Annotated in this window: 14 protein-coding genes; 11 read left to right on the forward strand and 3 right to left on the reverse strand. The window is 53.9% G+C overall.

Annotated elements, in window-relative coordinates; translation table 11 throughout:
* Nucleotides 1-75 precede the first annotated feature (75 nt).
* Complete coding sequence (locus A7983_RS04475; RefSeq protein ID WP_005973150.1) at nucleotides 76-894, reverse strand: IclR family transcriptional regulator; 819 nt, start codon at nucleotides 892-894, stop codon at nucleotides 76-78.
* Nucleotides 895-1,348: 454 nt separating this feature from the next.
* Between A7983_RS04475 and A7983_RS04480 the strand changes: the two genes are divergently transcribed.
* The 11 genes from A7983_RS04480 (at nucleotide 1,349) to araD (ending at nucleotide 12,952) form a co-directional block, all read left to right on the forward strand.
* Nucleotides 1,349-2,878, forward strand: a complete 1,530-nt coding sequence (locus tag A7983_RS04480; RefSeq protein ID WP_005973144.1) for a sugar ABC transporter ATP-binding protein — start codon at nucleotides 1,349-1,351, stop codon at nucleotides 2,876-2,878.
* A gap of 87 nt (nucleotides 2,879-2,965) precedes the next feature.
* Nucleotides 2,966-4,096, forward strand: a complete 1,131-nt coding sequence (locus A7983_RS04485; RefSeq protein ID WP_005973142.1) for an ABC transporter permease — start codon at nucleotides 2,966-2,968, stop codon at nucleotides 4,094-4,096.
* 14 nt (nucleotides 4,097-4,110) lie between these two features.
* The gene (locus A7983_RS04490; RefSeq protein WP_005973140.1) at nucleotides 4,111-5,211 is read left to right on the forward strand and encodes an ABC transporter substrate-binding protein; all 1,101 of its coding nucleotides are present in this window, start codon (nucleotides 4,111-4,113) and stop codon (nucleotides 5,209-5,211) included.
* 14 nt (nucleotides 5,212-5,225) lie between these two features.
* A complete protein-coding gene (locus A7983_RS04495; protein WP_005973137.1) occupies nucleotides 5,226-6,071 on the forward strand; it encodes an SMP-30/gluconolactonase/LRE family protein in 846 nt (281 codons plus the stop codon).
* 256 nt (nucleotides 6,072-6,327) lie between these two features.
* Nucleotides 6,328-7,326 carry a 3-dehydro-L-gulonate 2-dehydrogenase gene (yiaK, locus tag A7983_RS04500; protein ID WP_005973135.1) on the forward strand — a complete coding sequence of 333 codons (999 nt, stop codon included), beginning with the start codon at nucleotides 6,328-6,330 and terminating at the stop codon, nucleotides 7,324-7,326.
* A 14-nt stretch (nucleotides 7,327-7,340) separates the two neighbouring features.
* Nucleotides 7,341-7,814: a YhcH/YjgK/YiaL family protein gene (locus tag A7983_RS04505; protein ID WP_005973132.1), complete on the forward strand. Its 474-nt coding sequence runs from the start codon at nucleotides 7,341-7,343 to the stop codon at nucleotides 7,812-7,814.
* A gap of 121 nt (nucleotides 7,815-7,935) precedes the next feature.
* Nucleotides 7,936-9,237 (forward strand): MFS transporter, encoded by a 1,302-nt coding sequence (locus A7983_RS04510; RefSeq protein WP_005973130.1) that lies wholly within the window; start codon nucleotides 7,936-7,938, stop codon nucleotides 9,235-9,237.
* The gene (locus A7983_RS04515) at nucleotides 9,234-10,742 is read left to right on the forward strand and encodes an FGGY-family carbohydrate kinase (RefSeq protein WP_005973128.1); all 1,509 of its coding nucleotides are present in this window, start codon (nucleotides 9,234-9,236) and stop codon (nucleotides 10,740-10,742) included. Before A7983_RS04510 ends, A7983_RS04515 begins: the two co-directional genes overlap by 4 nt.
* On the forward strand, nucleotides 10,739-11,395 hold the full coding sequence (gene ulaD, locus A7983_RS04520; RefSeq protein WP_005973125.1) for a 3-keto-L-gulonate-6-phosphate decarboxylase UlaD: 657 nt from the start codon (nucleotides 10,739-10,741) through the stop codon (nucleotides 11,393-11,395). The genes A7983_RS04515 and ulaD overlap by 4 nt, the downstream gene beginning before the upstream one ends.
* Nucleotide 11,396: 1 nt before the next feature.
* Nucleotides 11,397-12,257, forward strand: a complete 861-nt coding sequence (locus tag A7983_RS04525; protein ID WP_005973122.1) for an L-ribulose-5-phosphate 3-epimerase — start codon at nucleotides 11,397-11,399, stop codon at nucleotides 12,255-12,257.
* Nucleotides 12,251-12,952 (forward strand): L-ribulose-5-phosphate 4-epimerase, encoded by a 702-nt coding sequence (gene araD / locus A7983_RS04530; protein WP_005973120.1) that lies wholly within the window; start codon nucleotides 12,251-12,253, stop codon nucleotides 12,950-12,952. The genes A7983_RS04525 and araD overlap by 7 nt, the downstream gene beginning before the upstream one ends.
* Before the next feature lie 218 nt (nucleotides 12,953-13,170).
* Here the strand turns inward: araD and mscS are convergent, their stop codons facing one another.
* Both mscS and fbaA read right to left on the reverse strand, forming a co-directional pair.
* Complete coding sequence (gene mscS, locus A7983_RS04535; RefSeq protein ID WP_005973117.1) at nucleotides 13,171-14,022, reverse strand: small-conductance mechanosensitive channel MscS; 852 nt, start codon at nucleotides 14,020-14,022, stop codon at nucleotides 13,171-13,173.
* Nucleotides 14,023-14,148: 126 nt separating this feature from the next.
* Complete coding sequence (gene fbaA / locus A7983_RS04540) at nucleotides 14,149-15,225, reverse strand: class II fructose-bisphosphate aldolase (RefSeq protein ID WP_005973114.1); 1,077 nt, start codon at nucleotides 15,223-15,225, stop codon at nucleotides 14,149-14,151.
* Between the last annotated feature and the right edge of the window lie 121 nt (nucleotides 15,226-15,346).

The raw sequence follows: 15,346 nt of genomic DNA on the forward strand, positions 1-15,346 counted from the left end.
CACACGCGCATCATACGAAGGGATAATCATTAGATGAAATGGATGTTTCTAATCAGGCATTAGCCAAGCTAATACTCAACCGGGCGTGACAAAACCCAGCTCCAGAGAAATACGCTGCGCGGTCGCGATGACCGGCTTAATCAGCGATTTCACACCGATTTGCTGTAACTTGGCGGTAGGCAGCGATACCGAGACGGCATAAGGAACGCGCTGCTGAATATCAAACACCGGTGCGGCAATGCACGATACGCCAAGCTCATTTTCCTCACGATCCATCGCTAGCCCTTTCTGACGAATATCCTCCAGCTCTTCATACATCTTCGGCAGCTCGGTGATGGTATTACGCGTGAGGGGCTGGATGTCATTCTGATGAGTTTGCCAATAGTACGCAGGGTAGTCGCTTTTACCATACGCCATAAAGATTTTGCCCATAGCGGAGCAATAAAGCGGCATGTGCTGACCGATATAAGCACGGGTGCGCATCATGCCCGTCGTCGGCTCCAGTTTGTAGATCAGAATGACATGATCGTCTTCACGGCTGGAGAAGTTTACCGTTTCCCCCACTTCCAGATTTAATTGCACCAGATGAGGTGATGCGACGTGAATAATATTCAGCGAAGACAGGGCCTTCTGCCCGATAGAGATAAATTTAGTCGTCAGACGATAGCTGCCAGGTGACGGTGCCTGCGTGACGTAGCCACTGGTGTGCAACCCTTGTAGCAACCGATGCACGGTGCTTTTGTTCATCTCCGCCAGCTCAGACAAATGGGCGAGTGGGCAACCGTTAGGGAAATTACTCAGAATTTCAATCAATTGCAAACCACGAAATAGACTCTGGCTCCCCAGCGGTTTCTCTTTTTGATCATCTTTCTCATTAACAGCTTTCGGGCTCATAACTGATCTCCAGAATCAGGGGCTGGGCAGTGCTTGCGCAGAAATTGCTGCAACGCAGTGTGTCGCCGCCATCCATTTCTCTTAAGAATAGCGATGTTACCGCAAGGGCTGCATGAGGTGAAGTGGAACGCCGTTTCATTGTCGGCATGACACCCTGAATGCGCAACCGTCCCCCTGTCCATGAAGTGAGCAGTACGTCACAAATACGAAACAACATAATTAACTCATTGTTTTTAAAGTAAATTTAAAACCACTTTGCCTTTGCTTTAGCGCAATCTTCGGTATATTGTTTTTGAAATTGAGTTTCGCATATTGAAATATACGGTTTATTAAAACGACAAATTATTGCTGATTTCGTTCCTGCCAGGGTTATACCACCCCGAATCAACGGGAACAGGTTGCTTACCGATTTTGCACCGCATCGCAGCGTGTGCTGAACACAAGGGCGCATCACATGAATCAAATCAATGCGGATCAACCCATACTTGCGCTTAGCCATATCACTAAACGCTTTGGCGGCAACATTGCGGTTAATGATGTCAGTCTTCAGGTCATGCCGGGCGAGGTGCTTGCGCTACTGGGCGAAAATGGCGCGGGGAAATCGACACTCATTAAAGTCCTCGCAGGCGTCTACCCCCGCGATGGCGGTGACATTCAATTCCGTGGAACCAGCATAGCGTCAGCCGCTGCGATAAAAAGTGATGGCCTCCAGCCTATTGCGTTTATTCATCAGGATCTAGGGCTGATCGAGTGGATGACGGTAGCGGAAAATATGGCGCTGGTCATGGGCTTTCCACGCCGCTTTGGATTAATTGACTGGCGGGCGATCCGTCAGCGTGCCAGCCAGGCGCTACAGGATGTGGGGATCGCACTCGATCCCGATGCCCGCGTATTTGAGCTCTCCCGCACGGAGAAATCGCTACTCGCCATCGCGCGAGCCGTCGCGGTGAATGCCGAACTCCTGGTGCTGGATGAACCCACCGCATCGCTTCCGGCAAACGATGTCCGCCATCTTTTTTCCGTGATTAACCGGCTGCGTGCGAAAAAAGTGGGCATGATTTACGTCACTCACCGACTGGATGAAGTGATCGATATCGCCGACCGCGTCTGCGTCATGCGCGATGGTCGCTATGTCGCGGGCGGTAAAACGGCGGATTATTCGCTGCGCGACCTGGTGCAGTTGATTGTGGGTGAAGCCATGCCCGGCGATCAACGTGAACCCTTGCCTGCCCTTTCTTCTCCCGTTCTACAAGTAAAAAACGTCACCGTAGGCGATATCGGCCCAGTCAGCTTTAGCCTGCAACCGGGGGAAATGCTCGCGCTGGCGGGTCTGCGCGGCGCGGGTCAGGAAGAGATAGGCCGTTTGCTGTTCGGGCTGCGCCAATGCGACAGCGGAGAAATTCAGTTTCGTGATGCACCTTACCACGCCAGCTCACCGCAACAGGCGATGGCTCACGGCGTCTCGCTGGTCGCAGGCGATCGCACCAATGAAAGTCTGGTGATGTCGATGAGCGTTCGCGAGAACCTATTTATCAACCCCTGCGCCAGCGGACACAAGCTCTTTTCCCGCTACAGCCGTCGCGAAGAGATCGGGGCAAGCTGGTGGAAAGTGCAACTGTTCGATGTTCGCCCTAAAAACGTCAATATCGACATCAGCGCGCTGTCCGGCGGCAACCAACAGAAAGTGGTGATGGCACGCTGGATGCACCTCGGCGCGCCGCTGCTGATCCTCGAAGATCCCACGGCGGGCGTTGATGTCGGTGCTCGTGCAGAAATTTACCATCTATTAAACAAGTCACTGGCAGAAGGCGTCGCCGTGCTGGTGATTTCCAATGATTTCGAGGAGATCGCCCACATTTGCAATCGCGCACTGGTTTTCAATCGGGGCAATGTCGTCGGCGAACTCAAAAATCAACAGGTCTCTTTCGCCAACTTATTGGAACTGGCGTCTGCCAGCACGGGGGAAACCACGGCTTCGGCCTGAATAGCGCGCTATTGCGCAGGCGAACTGAATCCACAGTAAAAAAATTCAGACGCTCACACAGCCTCACCTGTTCGAAGGAAGAAAATAATGTCTAATAAAACATCAGTAAAATCAACGGCGCTAGAGCAACGAGTGAGTCTGGCACAGGATGGTGCCGGCCCCTGGCTGATGCAAATTCTGACCCGCTATGGCCTGCTGTTACTGTGCATCGCGCTGGTTATTCTGTTTTCACTTGCCACGCCATCGTTCGCTTCCATGTTGACGCTACAGGCCATCCTCTCCAGCAAAGCCAAAATCGCCCTGCTGGCACTGGCCGCGACCATTCCCATGATCGTCGGAAAAATCGATCTCAACGTCGGTTTCGGCATCGTGCTCTGGCACATTCTGGCGATTACGCTTCAGGTGGAATACGGCTTCTCATGGCAGATGGCCGTGCTGACAGTGCTGGTCATTTCCGCGCTATACGGCTTGCTCAACGGCATTCTGGTGGCATTGGCCGATATCGATAGCTTCGTCGCCACGCTGGGTTCTGGCACCGTACTGTACGCCGTCGCCCTGTGGCACTCAGGCGGCCGCCAGATCGTCGGCGATCTGCCTGATGCCTTCATTGCTCTGCACCATACCGAGATCGGCGGGATCCCTATCGTGGCCTTCTATGTCCTGCTTGTCGCGATCGTTTTATGGCTCGTCACTGAACATACGCCGCTCGGCCGCTGCATGTATGCCGTGGGGGGCAATCCAGCCGCAGCACGGCTCAATGGGATTTCCGTTAATCGTTTTACTATCGGTGCCTTCATCACGTCCAGCGTATTGACAGGCTTTAGCGGCGTGTTGATCGCCGCAGAACAAGGCGTCGGACAAGCCAGCGTCGGTATGGACTATCTCTTGCCTGCGCTGGTTGGTGCATTCCTTGGCAGTACCACGCTTCGCCCCGGCCGAGTTAACGTCTGGGGAACGGTTATTGGCATCGCCATTCTTGCGATTGGCATCGCCGGTATCCAGCAATTTGGTGGCGAATTCTGGGTGGAACCGTTGTTTAACGGAGCCACGCTGCTGCTCTCCATCACGCTGGCAGGCTACGCCCAGCGCCGCCGCTTACTGAATCAAAAAGCCGTACAACGCCGTCAGGCTGACACACCCCAGCGCCACCACCAGGAACCTTCTCATCAGAAAAACACGCCACCAGAAAACAATAACCATAACGTGACACATCCCTAACAGGAGCACCCCCTATGAAACGTTTATTGCTGTTATCAGGACTGACCACCGTGTTATTAAGCAGCCAGTCAACGTGGGCTGACAGCTATCTCGATCAGGCAACAGCGGCCGTTGCAAAAGCGACCGCCAGCAGCACACAGTGGGATGGCCCGACTCAGGGGCCGCAGTTGCAGCCGAATAAGAAGATTATTTTTATTGCTTCCGATATGAAAAATGGCGGCGTTCAAGGCGTGCAGCAGGGGCTGAGCGAAGCAGCCAAAGCCGCAGGCTGGAAGCTGGAAACGTTGGACGGTGGCGGCTCGGTCAAAGATCAGTTGGCCTCGCTCAATCAGGCGATCGCCCAGAAGCCAGATGGCATTGTGATTGGCGGCTGGAATCCGAACGTTGCCAAAATCCCGCTGAAGAAAGCCATTCAACAAGGCATTATTCTGACCGCATGGCATGCCGTACCCGAGCCGGGACCATTGCCAAAATACGATATTTTCTACAACGTGACCTCTGATTCGAATGACGTCGCCCGCATCGCCGCACAATACGCCGTCGTTAAATCAGGTGGAAAAGCCAATGTCTTAATCTTTACCGATTCCCTTTATCAAATCGCTCTTGATAAAGCCAACGTCATGAAAGACGAAATCGGTAAATGCAGCGGTTGCAAGGTCGTAGAATTCATCGACACACCGCTCGCCGATACCGCAAACCGCATGCCTGCTATGACGTTTAGTCTGTTGCAGAAATACGGCGACAGCTTCCAGTATTCGCTGGCAATCAACGATCTGTATTTTGATTTCATGGCACCGTCGTTAAAAACGGCTGGGAAAGGCGGTAAAAATGCACCGTACAACATTTCGGCTGGCGATGGTTCCATCTCTGCCTATCAGCGCATTCGCTCCGGCGATAGCCAATCAGCCACCGTGCCTGAGCCCCTGAAACTGCACGGCTGGCAGTTACTGGATGAGTTTAACCGTGCCTTTGCCAAGCAACCGCCTTCTGGCTATGTCACCCCGGCACATTTGGTGACTGCCGAAAACGTCGCGAACGATGGCGGTAATAACAACCTGTATGACCCGCAAAATGATTATCAGGGCCATTACCGGGCAATCTGGGGTGTGAAATAAGTGGAGAGCCCAGCATGACACAACAACTTGAGCGCCTGTGTTCTCCCGCCATCTGGGCCGAAGGCCCAGTATGGTTGCCGCAGCAGGATGCCGTGGTCTTTAGCGATGTAAAAGGAAATCGGATGTTTATCTGGTCGCGTACTGGCGACGTCACGCTCTGGCGCTCTCCATCCCACTACGCCAACGGCAATGCACTTGATGCGCAAGGACGCGTCGTGAGCTGCGAGCATGGCCGACGTGGTATCAGCCGTCGTGAGCACAATGGCGATATTCACGTTCTGGTCGACCGCATTGACGGGAAACGCTTCAACTCGCCCAACGATGTGGCGATCCGTAGCGATGGCACGATCTGGTTTACCGATCCGCCCTATGGCATTACCAGCGATGACGAAGGCTACAAATCAGAAAGTCAGGTCATTGGCTGCTATGTCTACTGCTTCGATCCGCGCGATGGCTCACTCAGCATCGCGGCCAGCGATCTCCAGCGCCCAAACGGGCTGGCCTTTTCGCCAGATGAAACACATTTATATGTTGCAGACATGTCGATTATTGATTTCCCCACGCTGGGTCGCCGCGATCTGCGAATTTATCCGGTTGAGGGAAAACATCTGGGGGCGGGACAGTTTTTTGCCCGCGTCGAGCCGGGCATTCCTGATGGTTTCTGTGTTGATCGCACTGGCAATCTGTTTTGTAGCTGCGCTGACGGCGTCCTGATTTTTAGTCCCGAAGGTCATCAGATCGGCAAAATTGATGTACCGGAGTGCGTGTCCAACTGCACCATTGGCGGGCCAGAAGGGAATGAACTGTACATCACGGCAACAACGTCGCTTTACCGTATCGGGGTAGAATCGTACCGGTAAAACCACGCCTGTGGGTAGTTAACAGGGGGAGTCTCTCCCCCTGCTTTTTCACGTCTGTATTCCACGCACCGACCAAAATGCGGCACCGATCACAAAGTCACTATATTAAAATAACCACTTGTTTTTCAAGCAAAATTTAACCCTCTCTCGTTTTGACTTCATGCAAGCACAGGTATAGCATTTATTTGAAATGCAATTTCGCATAATGAAATATGACGAATAAAAAGCAATCTGACCATCGTCATGGAGACGCGTTATGAGAGTGAGTTACGACGACCTTAAGCAACAGTTCAAACGTGTTTTACTGGCGCGCAATGTAGCGGAAGAAACCGCCGATGCCTGCGCGACGCTGTTCGCCGATACTTCAGCCGACGGCGTTTATTCTCACGGTGTAAACCGCTTCCCACGCTTTATTCAGCAGTTGGACGCTGGCGACATCGTACCCGATGCTGAACCCAGCAAACTGCTCTCACTTGGTGCTATCGAACAGTGGGATGCCCATCAGGGCATTGGCAACCTGACGGCTCGCCGCATGATGGATCGCGCCATGCAGTTGGCTGATGCGCACGGTATCGGCCTGGTGGCGCTGCGCAATGCTAACCACTGGATGCGCGGCGGCGGCTATGGCTGGCAGGCCGCCGAGAAAGGCTATATCGGTATTTGCTGGACTAACTCGATCGCCGTTATGCCACCGTGGGGAGCAAAAACCTGCCGCATCGGTACTAATCCGCTGATCGTCGCCATCCCCGGCAACCCAATCACCATGGTGGATATGTCGATGTCGATGTTTTCCTATGGCGCGCTAGAGATAAACCGATTGGCAGGCAAGACCTTGCCCGTTGATGGCGGGTTCGACAACGACGGTAATTTGACCCGCGATCCGGCCATTATTGAGGAAAATCGGCGCATCCTCCCGGCGGGATACTGGAAAGGATCGGCACTGTCTATTGTGCTGGACATGATCGCTACTCTACTGTCCGGCGGTGCCTCCGTCGCAGACGTCACGGAGGATCATCGCGACGAATACGGCGTATCACAGGTCTTCATCGCCATTGAGATCGATAGGTTGATCGACGGTAAAACCCGCGATGAAAAACTGAAACGCATAATGGATTACATCACCAGCGCCGAGCGCACCCAACCTGATATCGCTATCCGTTTGCCGGGCCATAAATTTCCGCGTATTCGCGAAGAAAACTTGCGCGACGGCATCCCGGTTGATGAACGGGTGTGGGCACGCATTCAGGCGCTTTAACAAGGAGACGTCCCATGATCTTCGGTCATATCGACAATACCGTTTTTGGTCAGCACCCTGCGCCTGTCGCCCGTGCACTGGCCTACCTGCAAAAAACCGACTTCACCGCCTTGCCGGCTGGCCACTATCTTGATGAAGAGACAGGCTATACCGTTCAGGTACTGGATCTGCACACGCAGACCAAAAGTGACTTACGCCCCGAGGTTCATCGTCACAATATTGATGTGCAATTTTTAGTCAGCGGAGCCGAACGGATCGGCGTGGTAACGGATAATGGCCGGAATCCGGTACATCAGGAATGGAACGAAGCACGCGATATCTTGTTCTATCAGGATGTCGATGACGAGTCTTGGCTGACCATGCATTCCGGCAACTTTGCCGTGTTCTTTCCTCAGGATGTGCATCGTCCAGCCTGCATTCACGAGCAGTCCTGCGTAATCCGCAAAGTGGTGGTGAAGATACCGATGGCACTCTTCCACGCTCCGTAATCGTTTCTGATTTTGCCATGTAACGCGACACATGCCTGCGGGCATGCGTGGGGATCGCTACGCGCGAAAAAGCCCCAAAGGAAGCACGTCATGTACGCAACATGTTGAAGGATAAGGTGATATGAATACAGCCACGGTTTCTTCTAGCCAGCACACAGCGGCAAACATTCCTCGATTACGCTGGTTGCGGATCGTACCGCCCATTTTGATTACCTGCATTATTTCCTATATGGATCGCGTCAATATTGCCTTTGCAATGCCGGGCGGCATGGATGACGAACTGGGCATTACGGCATCGATGGCCGGACTCGCAGGCGGGATCTTCTTCATCGGCTATCTGTTTTTACAAGTGCCGGGCGGCAAACTCGCCGTACACGGCAACGGTAAAAAGTTTATCGGCTGGTCACTGCTGGCCTGGGCCATCATTTCGGTATTAACCGGTCTGGTGACTAATCAGTATCAGTTACTGTTTTTGCGCTTTGCACTGGGGGTATCCGAAGGCGGCATGCTCCCGGTGGTGCTCACGATGATCAGCAACTGGTTCCCAGATAAGGAACGTGGCCGTGCCAACGCGATTGTCATCATGTTTGTGCCCATCGCCGGGATTTTGACCGCCCCACTTTCTGGCTGGGTCATCACAAACTGGGATTGGCGCATGCTGTTTCTGGTTGAGGGAGCGTTCTCGCTGGTAGTGATGCTGCTGTGGTGGTTTACCATCAGCAACCGCCCGCAGGAAGCGAAATGGATTTCACAGGCAGAAAAAGAGTATCTGATCAACACGTTGCAGGAAGAACAAGCAGCCCTGCAAGGTAAAACCGTTCGCAATGCCTCCCTAAGCCGGGTATTGGGCGAAAAGTTGATGTGGCAGTTAATTTTGGTGAATTTCTTTTACCAGACAGGTATTTACGGCTACACCCTGTGGTTGCCCACCATCCTGAAAGGACTGACCAACGGCAATATGGAACAGGTCGGCATGTTGGCTATTCTGCCTTATATCGGTGCAATCGTCGGTATGTTCACGATCTCCTATCTGTCCGATAACTCAGGAAAACGTAAGGTCTTCGTCGCATTACCGCTCGCCTGTTTTGCTATCTGCATGGCGCTGTCCGTCTTGCTCAAAAGCCATATCTGGTGGTCCTATGCTGCGCTAGTCGGCTGCGGCGTCTTCATTCAGGCCGCCGCAGGGGTGTTCTGGACCATTCCTCCCAAGCTGTTTGATGCCGAAGTCGCTGGCGGCGCTCGTGGTGTCATTAACGCACTCGGCAATCTCGGCGGCTTCTGCGGCCCTTATATGGTTGGTGTCCTGATTTCAGCTTTTAACAAAGATGTCGGCGTCTACAGTCTGGCTATCTCGCTGGCGATTGCCGCCGTACTGGCCATGATGCTGCCACCGCGCTGCGATGAGTCCACGGAGGCAGCATGACGGACTATTTTCTGGGGCTCGACTGCGGCGGCACCTTTATCAAAGCCGGGCTCTATGACGTCGCCGGAACAGAATACGGCATCGCACGCCGCAATCTGCCAATTACCACACTGCAACCCGGTTGGGCAGAGCGCGACATGCACACTCTGTGGCAGACCGCTGCCGAGGTGATTAGTGAACTGCTGGACAGAACGGCAATCCCCGCCAGCGCGATTTCCGGCGTGGGGATCTCTGCCCAGGGTAAAGGACTATTCTTGCTGGATAAGCATGACACGCCGCTCGGTAATGCGATACTGTCGTCCGATCAGCGTGCGCGTGAACAGGTTCTGGCGTGGCAGCAAGCAGGGATACCGCAAGCACTTTATCCTCAGACCCGCCAAACGCTGTGGACAGGCCATCCAGTTTCGCTACTGCGGTGGCTCAAAGACCACCAGCCGACACGCTATGCGCAAATCGGTACGCTGTTCATGGCGCACGACTACCTACGTTTCTGCCTGACCGGAGAACGGGCTTGTGAAGAAACCAATATTTCCGAATCCAACCTCTACAACATGGATACAGGCCGCTACGATCCAGCGCTAGCCGAGCAGCTCGGGATTGCGGAAATCATCGGCGCATTACCGCCGATCATCGGTTCTACCGATATCGCAGGTCGAATTACCGCGGAAGCGGCACAGCTAACCGGACTGCGGGCAGGAACCCCCGTCGTCGGCGGGCTATTCGACGTGGTTTCCACCGCCCTGTGCGCAGGCCTTCAGGACGAAACTCGGCTCAATGCCGTGATGGGAACATGGTCAGTCACCAGCGGCATCACCGACTCACTCGCCGATGGCTACGACCATCCCTTCGTGTATGGCCGCCATGCGGAAGCAGGACGCTATATCGTGCATGAAGCCAGCCCCACGTCTGCCGCCAATCTGGAATGGTTCTGCCAACAATGGGGGCTGAGTAACGGTTTAGCGGTCGATTATGCTCAGCTCAACCGTTGGGTTTCGGATCTGCCGAAAGCAGGCAGTACCTTGCTGTTTGTCCCGTTCTTGTATGGCTCCAACGCCGGATTAGGGCTGAGCGCCAGCTTCTACGGTCTGCAAGCGTTCCACCAGCGCGAACATCTCGTTCAGGCCATTTACGAAGGTGTGGTGTTCTGCCACATGGCTCACCTGAATCGTATGCGTCAGCGCTTCCCTCGCGTGGGTGCGTTGCGCATCACCGGCGGCCCTGCCAAGTCTGTCCCCTGGATGCAGATGTTCGCGGACATCAGCGGCCTGCCAGTCGAACTCCCACAGGTAGAAGAAACCGGCTGTCTGGGTGCAGCGATGGCGGCGATGGTCGGCAGCGGCGCCTTTAGCGATGTCACTGCCGCTCAGCGGGCGCTCTCACCACGCATTACACGCCTTACCCCAGATGAACACGTTCGCGCGGCCTATGACAAAAAATACCAACACTATCAGGCGCTCGTCGACGCGTTAAAAGCGCTGCAACCCGCCGGTAAGGAGAAACAATGACAACGCAACCCCGCCTGCAACTGGCGCTCGACCACACCCGACTGGAAGCCGCCCTCACCACCGTGGAATTACTCCACCCTTATGTTGACATCATCGAGGCGGGCACCATTTTGTGTATCAGCGCAGGTATTCAGGCCGTCAGCCAACTGCGCGAGCGTTGCCCTCACCATCTGCTGGTGGCCGATCTGAAAGTCGCTGATGCGGGTGCAACGCTAGCGGAGCAAGCCTTTTCCCACGGCGCAAACTGGATGACCGTGATCTGTGCCGCACCACTACCCACCATGGCCAGCGCACTAGAAGTGGCAGAGCGTCATCGGGGAGAGATCCAGATTGAGCTATTCGGTCGCTGGACGCTGGAAGATGCCAAAGCGTGGCGTGCACTGGGCATCAAACAGGCGATTTACCACCGTGGTCGCGATGCACAGGCTAGCGGCCAAACCTGGGGCCAGCAGGATCTGGACATGATGAAAGCCCTCTCTGACCTCGGCATCGAACTGTCTATTACCGGAGGGATCACCCCTGCGGATCTGCCGCTATTCCGTGATATCGCCGTCACCGCATTCATTGCCGGACGGGCACTGGCAGATGCACCTGACCCAGTAAACTCGGCTCGCCAATTCCGCGCCGCCATTGACGCCATCTGGAGGCCTTAGTATGCGCCAACACCCATTAGGTATTTATGAAAAAGCCCTGCCGAAACACCTGACCTGGCCAGAGCGCCTGGCGCTGGCAAAAGCCTGTGGTTTTGACTTTGTTGAAATGTCGGTAGACGAAAGCGATGAACGTCTGGCTCGCCTGCTGTGGAGTAAGGAGCAGCGGCTTTCGTTGGTCAACGCGATGCTGGAAACCGGCATTCGAATCCCTTCGATGTGCTTATCCGGGCATCGGCGTTTTCCGTTCGGTAGCCATGATGAGGCGCTACGCCAACGGGCCTTTACGATCATGGAGCAGGCCATTCAACTGGCCAACGATGTGGGCATCCGCACCATTCAGTTAGCTGGGTATGACGTCTATTACGAGCAGCAGGATGAAGGCACGCTCGCACGCTTTACCGAAGGGATGCAATGGGCGGTTGAACGCGCCGCCGCCGCACAGGTGATGCTGTCCGTGGAGATCATGGATACCGCTTTTATGAACTCGATCAGCAAGTGGAAAGCCTGGGATGCCTGTCTGGCTTCACCGTGGTTTACCGTCTACCCAGACGTCGGCAATCTCAGCGCCTGGGGCAACAATGTCACGCAAGAATTACAGTTGGGTATCGATCGCATCGCCGCTATCCATCTGAAAGACACCTTAGCCGTTACCGCAACCTCACCCGGACAGTTCCGCGACGTGCCATTCGGTGAAGGCTGTGTGGATTTCATTTCCGTTTTTAGCACATTGAAAGCACTCAATTACCGTGGCGCGTTCCTGATTGAAATGTGGACGGAGAAGGCTGATGAACCGGTCGCCGAGATCGTTCAGGCACGCCGTTGGATCGAGCAGAAAATGCAACAAGGGGGAATGCCATGCTAACGTTACAACAGCTTAAACAACAGGTTCTGGAAGCGAATCTGGATTTACCGCGTCACAATCTGGTGACGTTCACCTGGGGTAACGTCAGCGTCGTGGATCGCGACCGCGGTCTGGTGGTCATCAAGCCGTCAGGCGTGGAGTACGAACATATGGCCGTAGACGATATGGTCGTGGTCGATCTGGCCTCCGGACAGACTATCGAAGGTAACAAAAAGCCTTCCTCAGATACGGCGACACATCTGGCGTTATATCGTGCTTTTACCGAGATCGGCGGTATCGTCCATACGCACTCGCGCCATGCCACCATCTGGGCCCAGGCGGGTCTGGATCTCCCCGCCTGGGGCACCACGCATGCAGACTATTTCTACGGCGCTATCCCCTGCACGCGATTGATGACACAGGATGAAATTGCACAGCACTATGAGCAGGAAACGGGCAACGTCATTATAGAAACCTTCCGCCAGCGCGGTATCAGCCCGACAGACATCCCTGCCGTGTTGGTCAATGCGCACGGCCCGTTCGCCTGGGGCAAAGACGCGCACAACGCGGTACATAATGCGGTGGTGCTAGAAGAAATAGCCTATATGGGGATTTTTTCACGCCAGTTGACGCCGGGTATGAGCGCGATGCAGCAAGTTCTGCTGGACAAGCACTACCTGCGTAAACATGGGAAAGACGCCTATTACGGACAGTAGAAGCAGGAACTCATCAGGGATCTACAGACACCCGATAATCAGCCAGACCGTTTGCAAACCTCTTTATGGAATGAGAACGGTGATAATGGGATAGAAGAGTAAAGCGTTTGCGCCATGGATGGCGCAATCCGAGCGTACATGGACGTACTTGCAGCGTCTTTACGATCTACCCATTATCACCGCCCTGCGCACTTTGTCAGCACACTCAGCGCCACATATTATTCAGTACGTTCCTGAACCTTATGCAAATGTACATCCATCTGTGGATAAGGAATGCCAATACGCTGTTCGTCTAACACGCGTTTAAAGCTTTCCAACAGATCCCAGTACACCGCCTGCGCATTGCCGTTGGTCGTCCATACCCAGACCACAAAATTCAGCGATGAAGCCGCCATTTCATTCAGGCGGATCGTGACGCCTTTGTCGTGCTGAATACGACCGTCTGCGGCAACAATATCGCCCAGCAGCTTTTTCACTACGTCGATATCGGCATCATAAGCCACGCTAACAATAATTTCGGTACGGCGATCCGGTTCACGCGAACTGTTGATGATGTTACCCGCGATGATCTTGCCATTCGGCACCACGATAACCTTGCCGTCAGCGGTGAGTAGCGTCGTCGAGAAGATCTGTACCTGCGTGACCGAGCCAGATACGCCGCCCAGATCGACGGACTCCCCAGTGCGGAAAGGCCGAAAGATCACCAGCAACACACCGGCAGCAAAGTTGGCCAACGAGCCCTGTAATGCCAAACCGACAGCTAAACCCGCCGCACCCAACACGGCAATCACCGATGCAGTCTGCACACCAACCCGGCTTAATACCGCAATCAGCGTGAACGCGATAATGCCATAGCGCACCAGCGCAGACAGGAAATCGGCCACGGTTGAATCGATAGAACGGCTAATCATCAGTTTATTGATGGTGCCGGAGACGATCCGCGCGATCACCAAACCAACAATCAGGATCACTAATGCTGCAACAATATTCACGGCATACTGTAAAAACAAGTTCTGATGTGCCACCAACCAGTTCCCTGCCTGATCCAATCCCGTATTAAGTTCTTCCATTTAAACGCTCCTGTTTTCTTAATCACCGGGAAAGCATAACGTTGATGGCAGAAACCGCAACATTGGCACCAAAAATTAAGACTCCCTTAGGAGTCTTAATATCAAACCATTTTTACGCCGTCTTACTTACAGCACGTCAACAGCATTAAGCTCTTTGAAGGCTTGTTCCAGACGCGTAACCATGCTCGCCTGAGCGGAACGCAACCACACGCGTGGGTCATAGTATTTCTTGTTCGGCTGATCGTCGCCTTTCGGGTTGCCCAACTGAGCTTGCAGATAGGCTTCGTTTTCTTTGTAGTATTTCAGGATACCTTCCCACGTTGCCCACTGGGTATCGGTATCGATGTTCATTTTCACTACGCCGTAGCTGACGGAATCTTTGATTTCCTGAGCGCTGGAACCGGAACCACCGTGGAACACGAAGTCCAGACTGTTGTGCGGCAGGTTATGTTTCTTGGAAACATATTCCTGAGAATCACGCAGAATGGTCGGGGTCAGCTTCACGTTGCCCGGTTTGTATACGCCATGCACGTTACCGAAAGAGGCAGCGATGGTGAAGCGTGGGCTGATCGCGTTCAGTTTGGTGTAGGCGTAATCAACATCTTCCGGCTGGGTGTACAGAGCAGAAGCGTCCATGTGGCTGTTATCCACGCCGTCTTCTTCACCACCGGTGCAACCCAGTTCGATTTCCAGGGTCATGTCGATTTTGGCCATACGCGCCAAATATTTAGAACAGATTTCGATGTTCTCTTCCAGAGACTCTTCTGACAAGTCAATCATGTGAGAAGAGAACAGCGGTTTGCCGGTAGCGGCGAAGTGTTTTTCACCCGCATCCAGCAGGCCATCGATCCACGGCAGCAGTTTTTTCGCACAGTGGTCAGTGTGCAGAATTACCGGAATACCGTAGTGTTCAGCCATTTGGTGCACATGATGAGCGCCAGAAATCGCCCCCAAAATTGCCGCCTTCTGACCTTCTGCCTTCAGACCTTTACCTGCGGTAAATGCTGCGCCACCGTTAGAGAACTGGACGATGACTGGCGCGCGCACTTTGGCTGCGGCTTCCAGCACAGCATTGATTGAGTCGGTACCGACACAGTTCACTGCTGGCAAAGCGAATTGGTTTTCTTTTGCTACTGCGAAAACTTTCTGAACGTCATCACCAGTGATGACACCGGGTTTTACGAAATCAAAAATTTTAGACATGTTACGTGTCCCGTTTCGTTGGCCGTGGAGGGGTTAGAGAAATCGATGTTCAATCGACAGGTCGCCCGACATGATGTTGCAACAACCCCATGTCGAGACAACCCTAGGAAAGGGGAAAAAT

The sequence above is a fragment of the Pectobacterium wasabiae CFBP 3304 genome (assembly GCF_001742185.1).
Classification (GTDB): domain Bacteria; phylum Pseudomonadota; class Gammaproteobacteria; order Enterobacterales; family Enterobacteriaceae; genus Pectobacterium; species Pectobacterium wasabiae.

Bases quoted from the DNA above. Each gene is read 5' to 3' on its own strand.
- A7983_RS04475 (WP_005973150.1), bottom strand. From the start codon at position 894: ATGAGCCCGAAAGCTGTTAATGAGAAAGATGATCAAAAAGAGAAACCG.
- A7983_RS04480 (WP_005973144.1), top strand. From the start codon at position 1,349: ATGAATCAAATCAATGCGGATCAACCCATACTTGCGCTTAGCCATATC.
- A7983_RS04485 (WP_005973142.1), top strand. From the start codon at position 2,966: ATGTCTAATAAAACATCAGTAAAATCAACGGCGCTAGAGCAACGAGTG.
- A7983_RS04490 (WP_005973140.1), top strand. From the start codon at position 4,111: ATGAAACGTTTATTGCTGTTATCAGGACTGACCACCGTGTTATTAAGC.
- A7983_RS04495 (WP_005973137.1), top strand. From the start codon at position 5,226: ATGACACAACAACTTGAGCGCCTGTGTTCTCCCGCCATCTGGGCCGAA.
- yiaK (WP_005973135.1), top strand. From the start codon at position 6,328: ATGAGAGTGAGTTACGACGACCTTAAGCAACAGTTCAAACGTGTTTTA.
- A7983_RS04505 (WP_005973132.1), top strand. From the start codon at position 7,341: ATGATCTTCGGTCATATCGACAATACCGTTTTTGGTCAGCACCCTGCG.
- A7983_RS04510 (WP_005973130.1), top strand. From the start codon at position 7,936: ATGAATACAGCCACGGTTTCTTCTAGCCAGCACACAGCGGCAAACATT.
- A7983_RS04515 (WP_005973128.1), top strand. From the start codon at position 9,234: ATGACGGACTATTTTCTGGGGCTCGACTGCGGCGGCACCTTTATCAAA.
- ulaD (WP_005973125.1), top strand. From the start codon at position 10,739: ATGACAACGCAACCCCGCCTGCAACTGGCGCTCGACCACACCCGACTG.
- A7983_RS04525 (WP_005973122.1), top strand. From the start codon at position 11,397: ATGCGCCAACACCCATTAGGTATTTATGAAAAAGCCCTGCCGAAACAC.
- araD (WP_005973120.1), top strand. From the start codon at position 12,251: ATGCTAACGTTACAACAGCTTAAACAACAGGTTCTGGAAGCGAATCTG.
- mscS (WP_005973117.1), bottom strand. From the start codon at position 14,022: ATGGAAGAACTTAATACGGGATTGGATCAGGCAGGGAACTGGTTGGTG.
- fbaA (WP_005973114.1), bottom strand. From the start codon at position 15,225: ATGTCTAAAATTTTTGATTTCGTAAAACCCGGTGTCATCACTGGTGAT.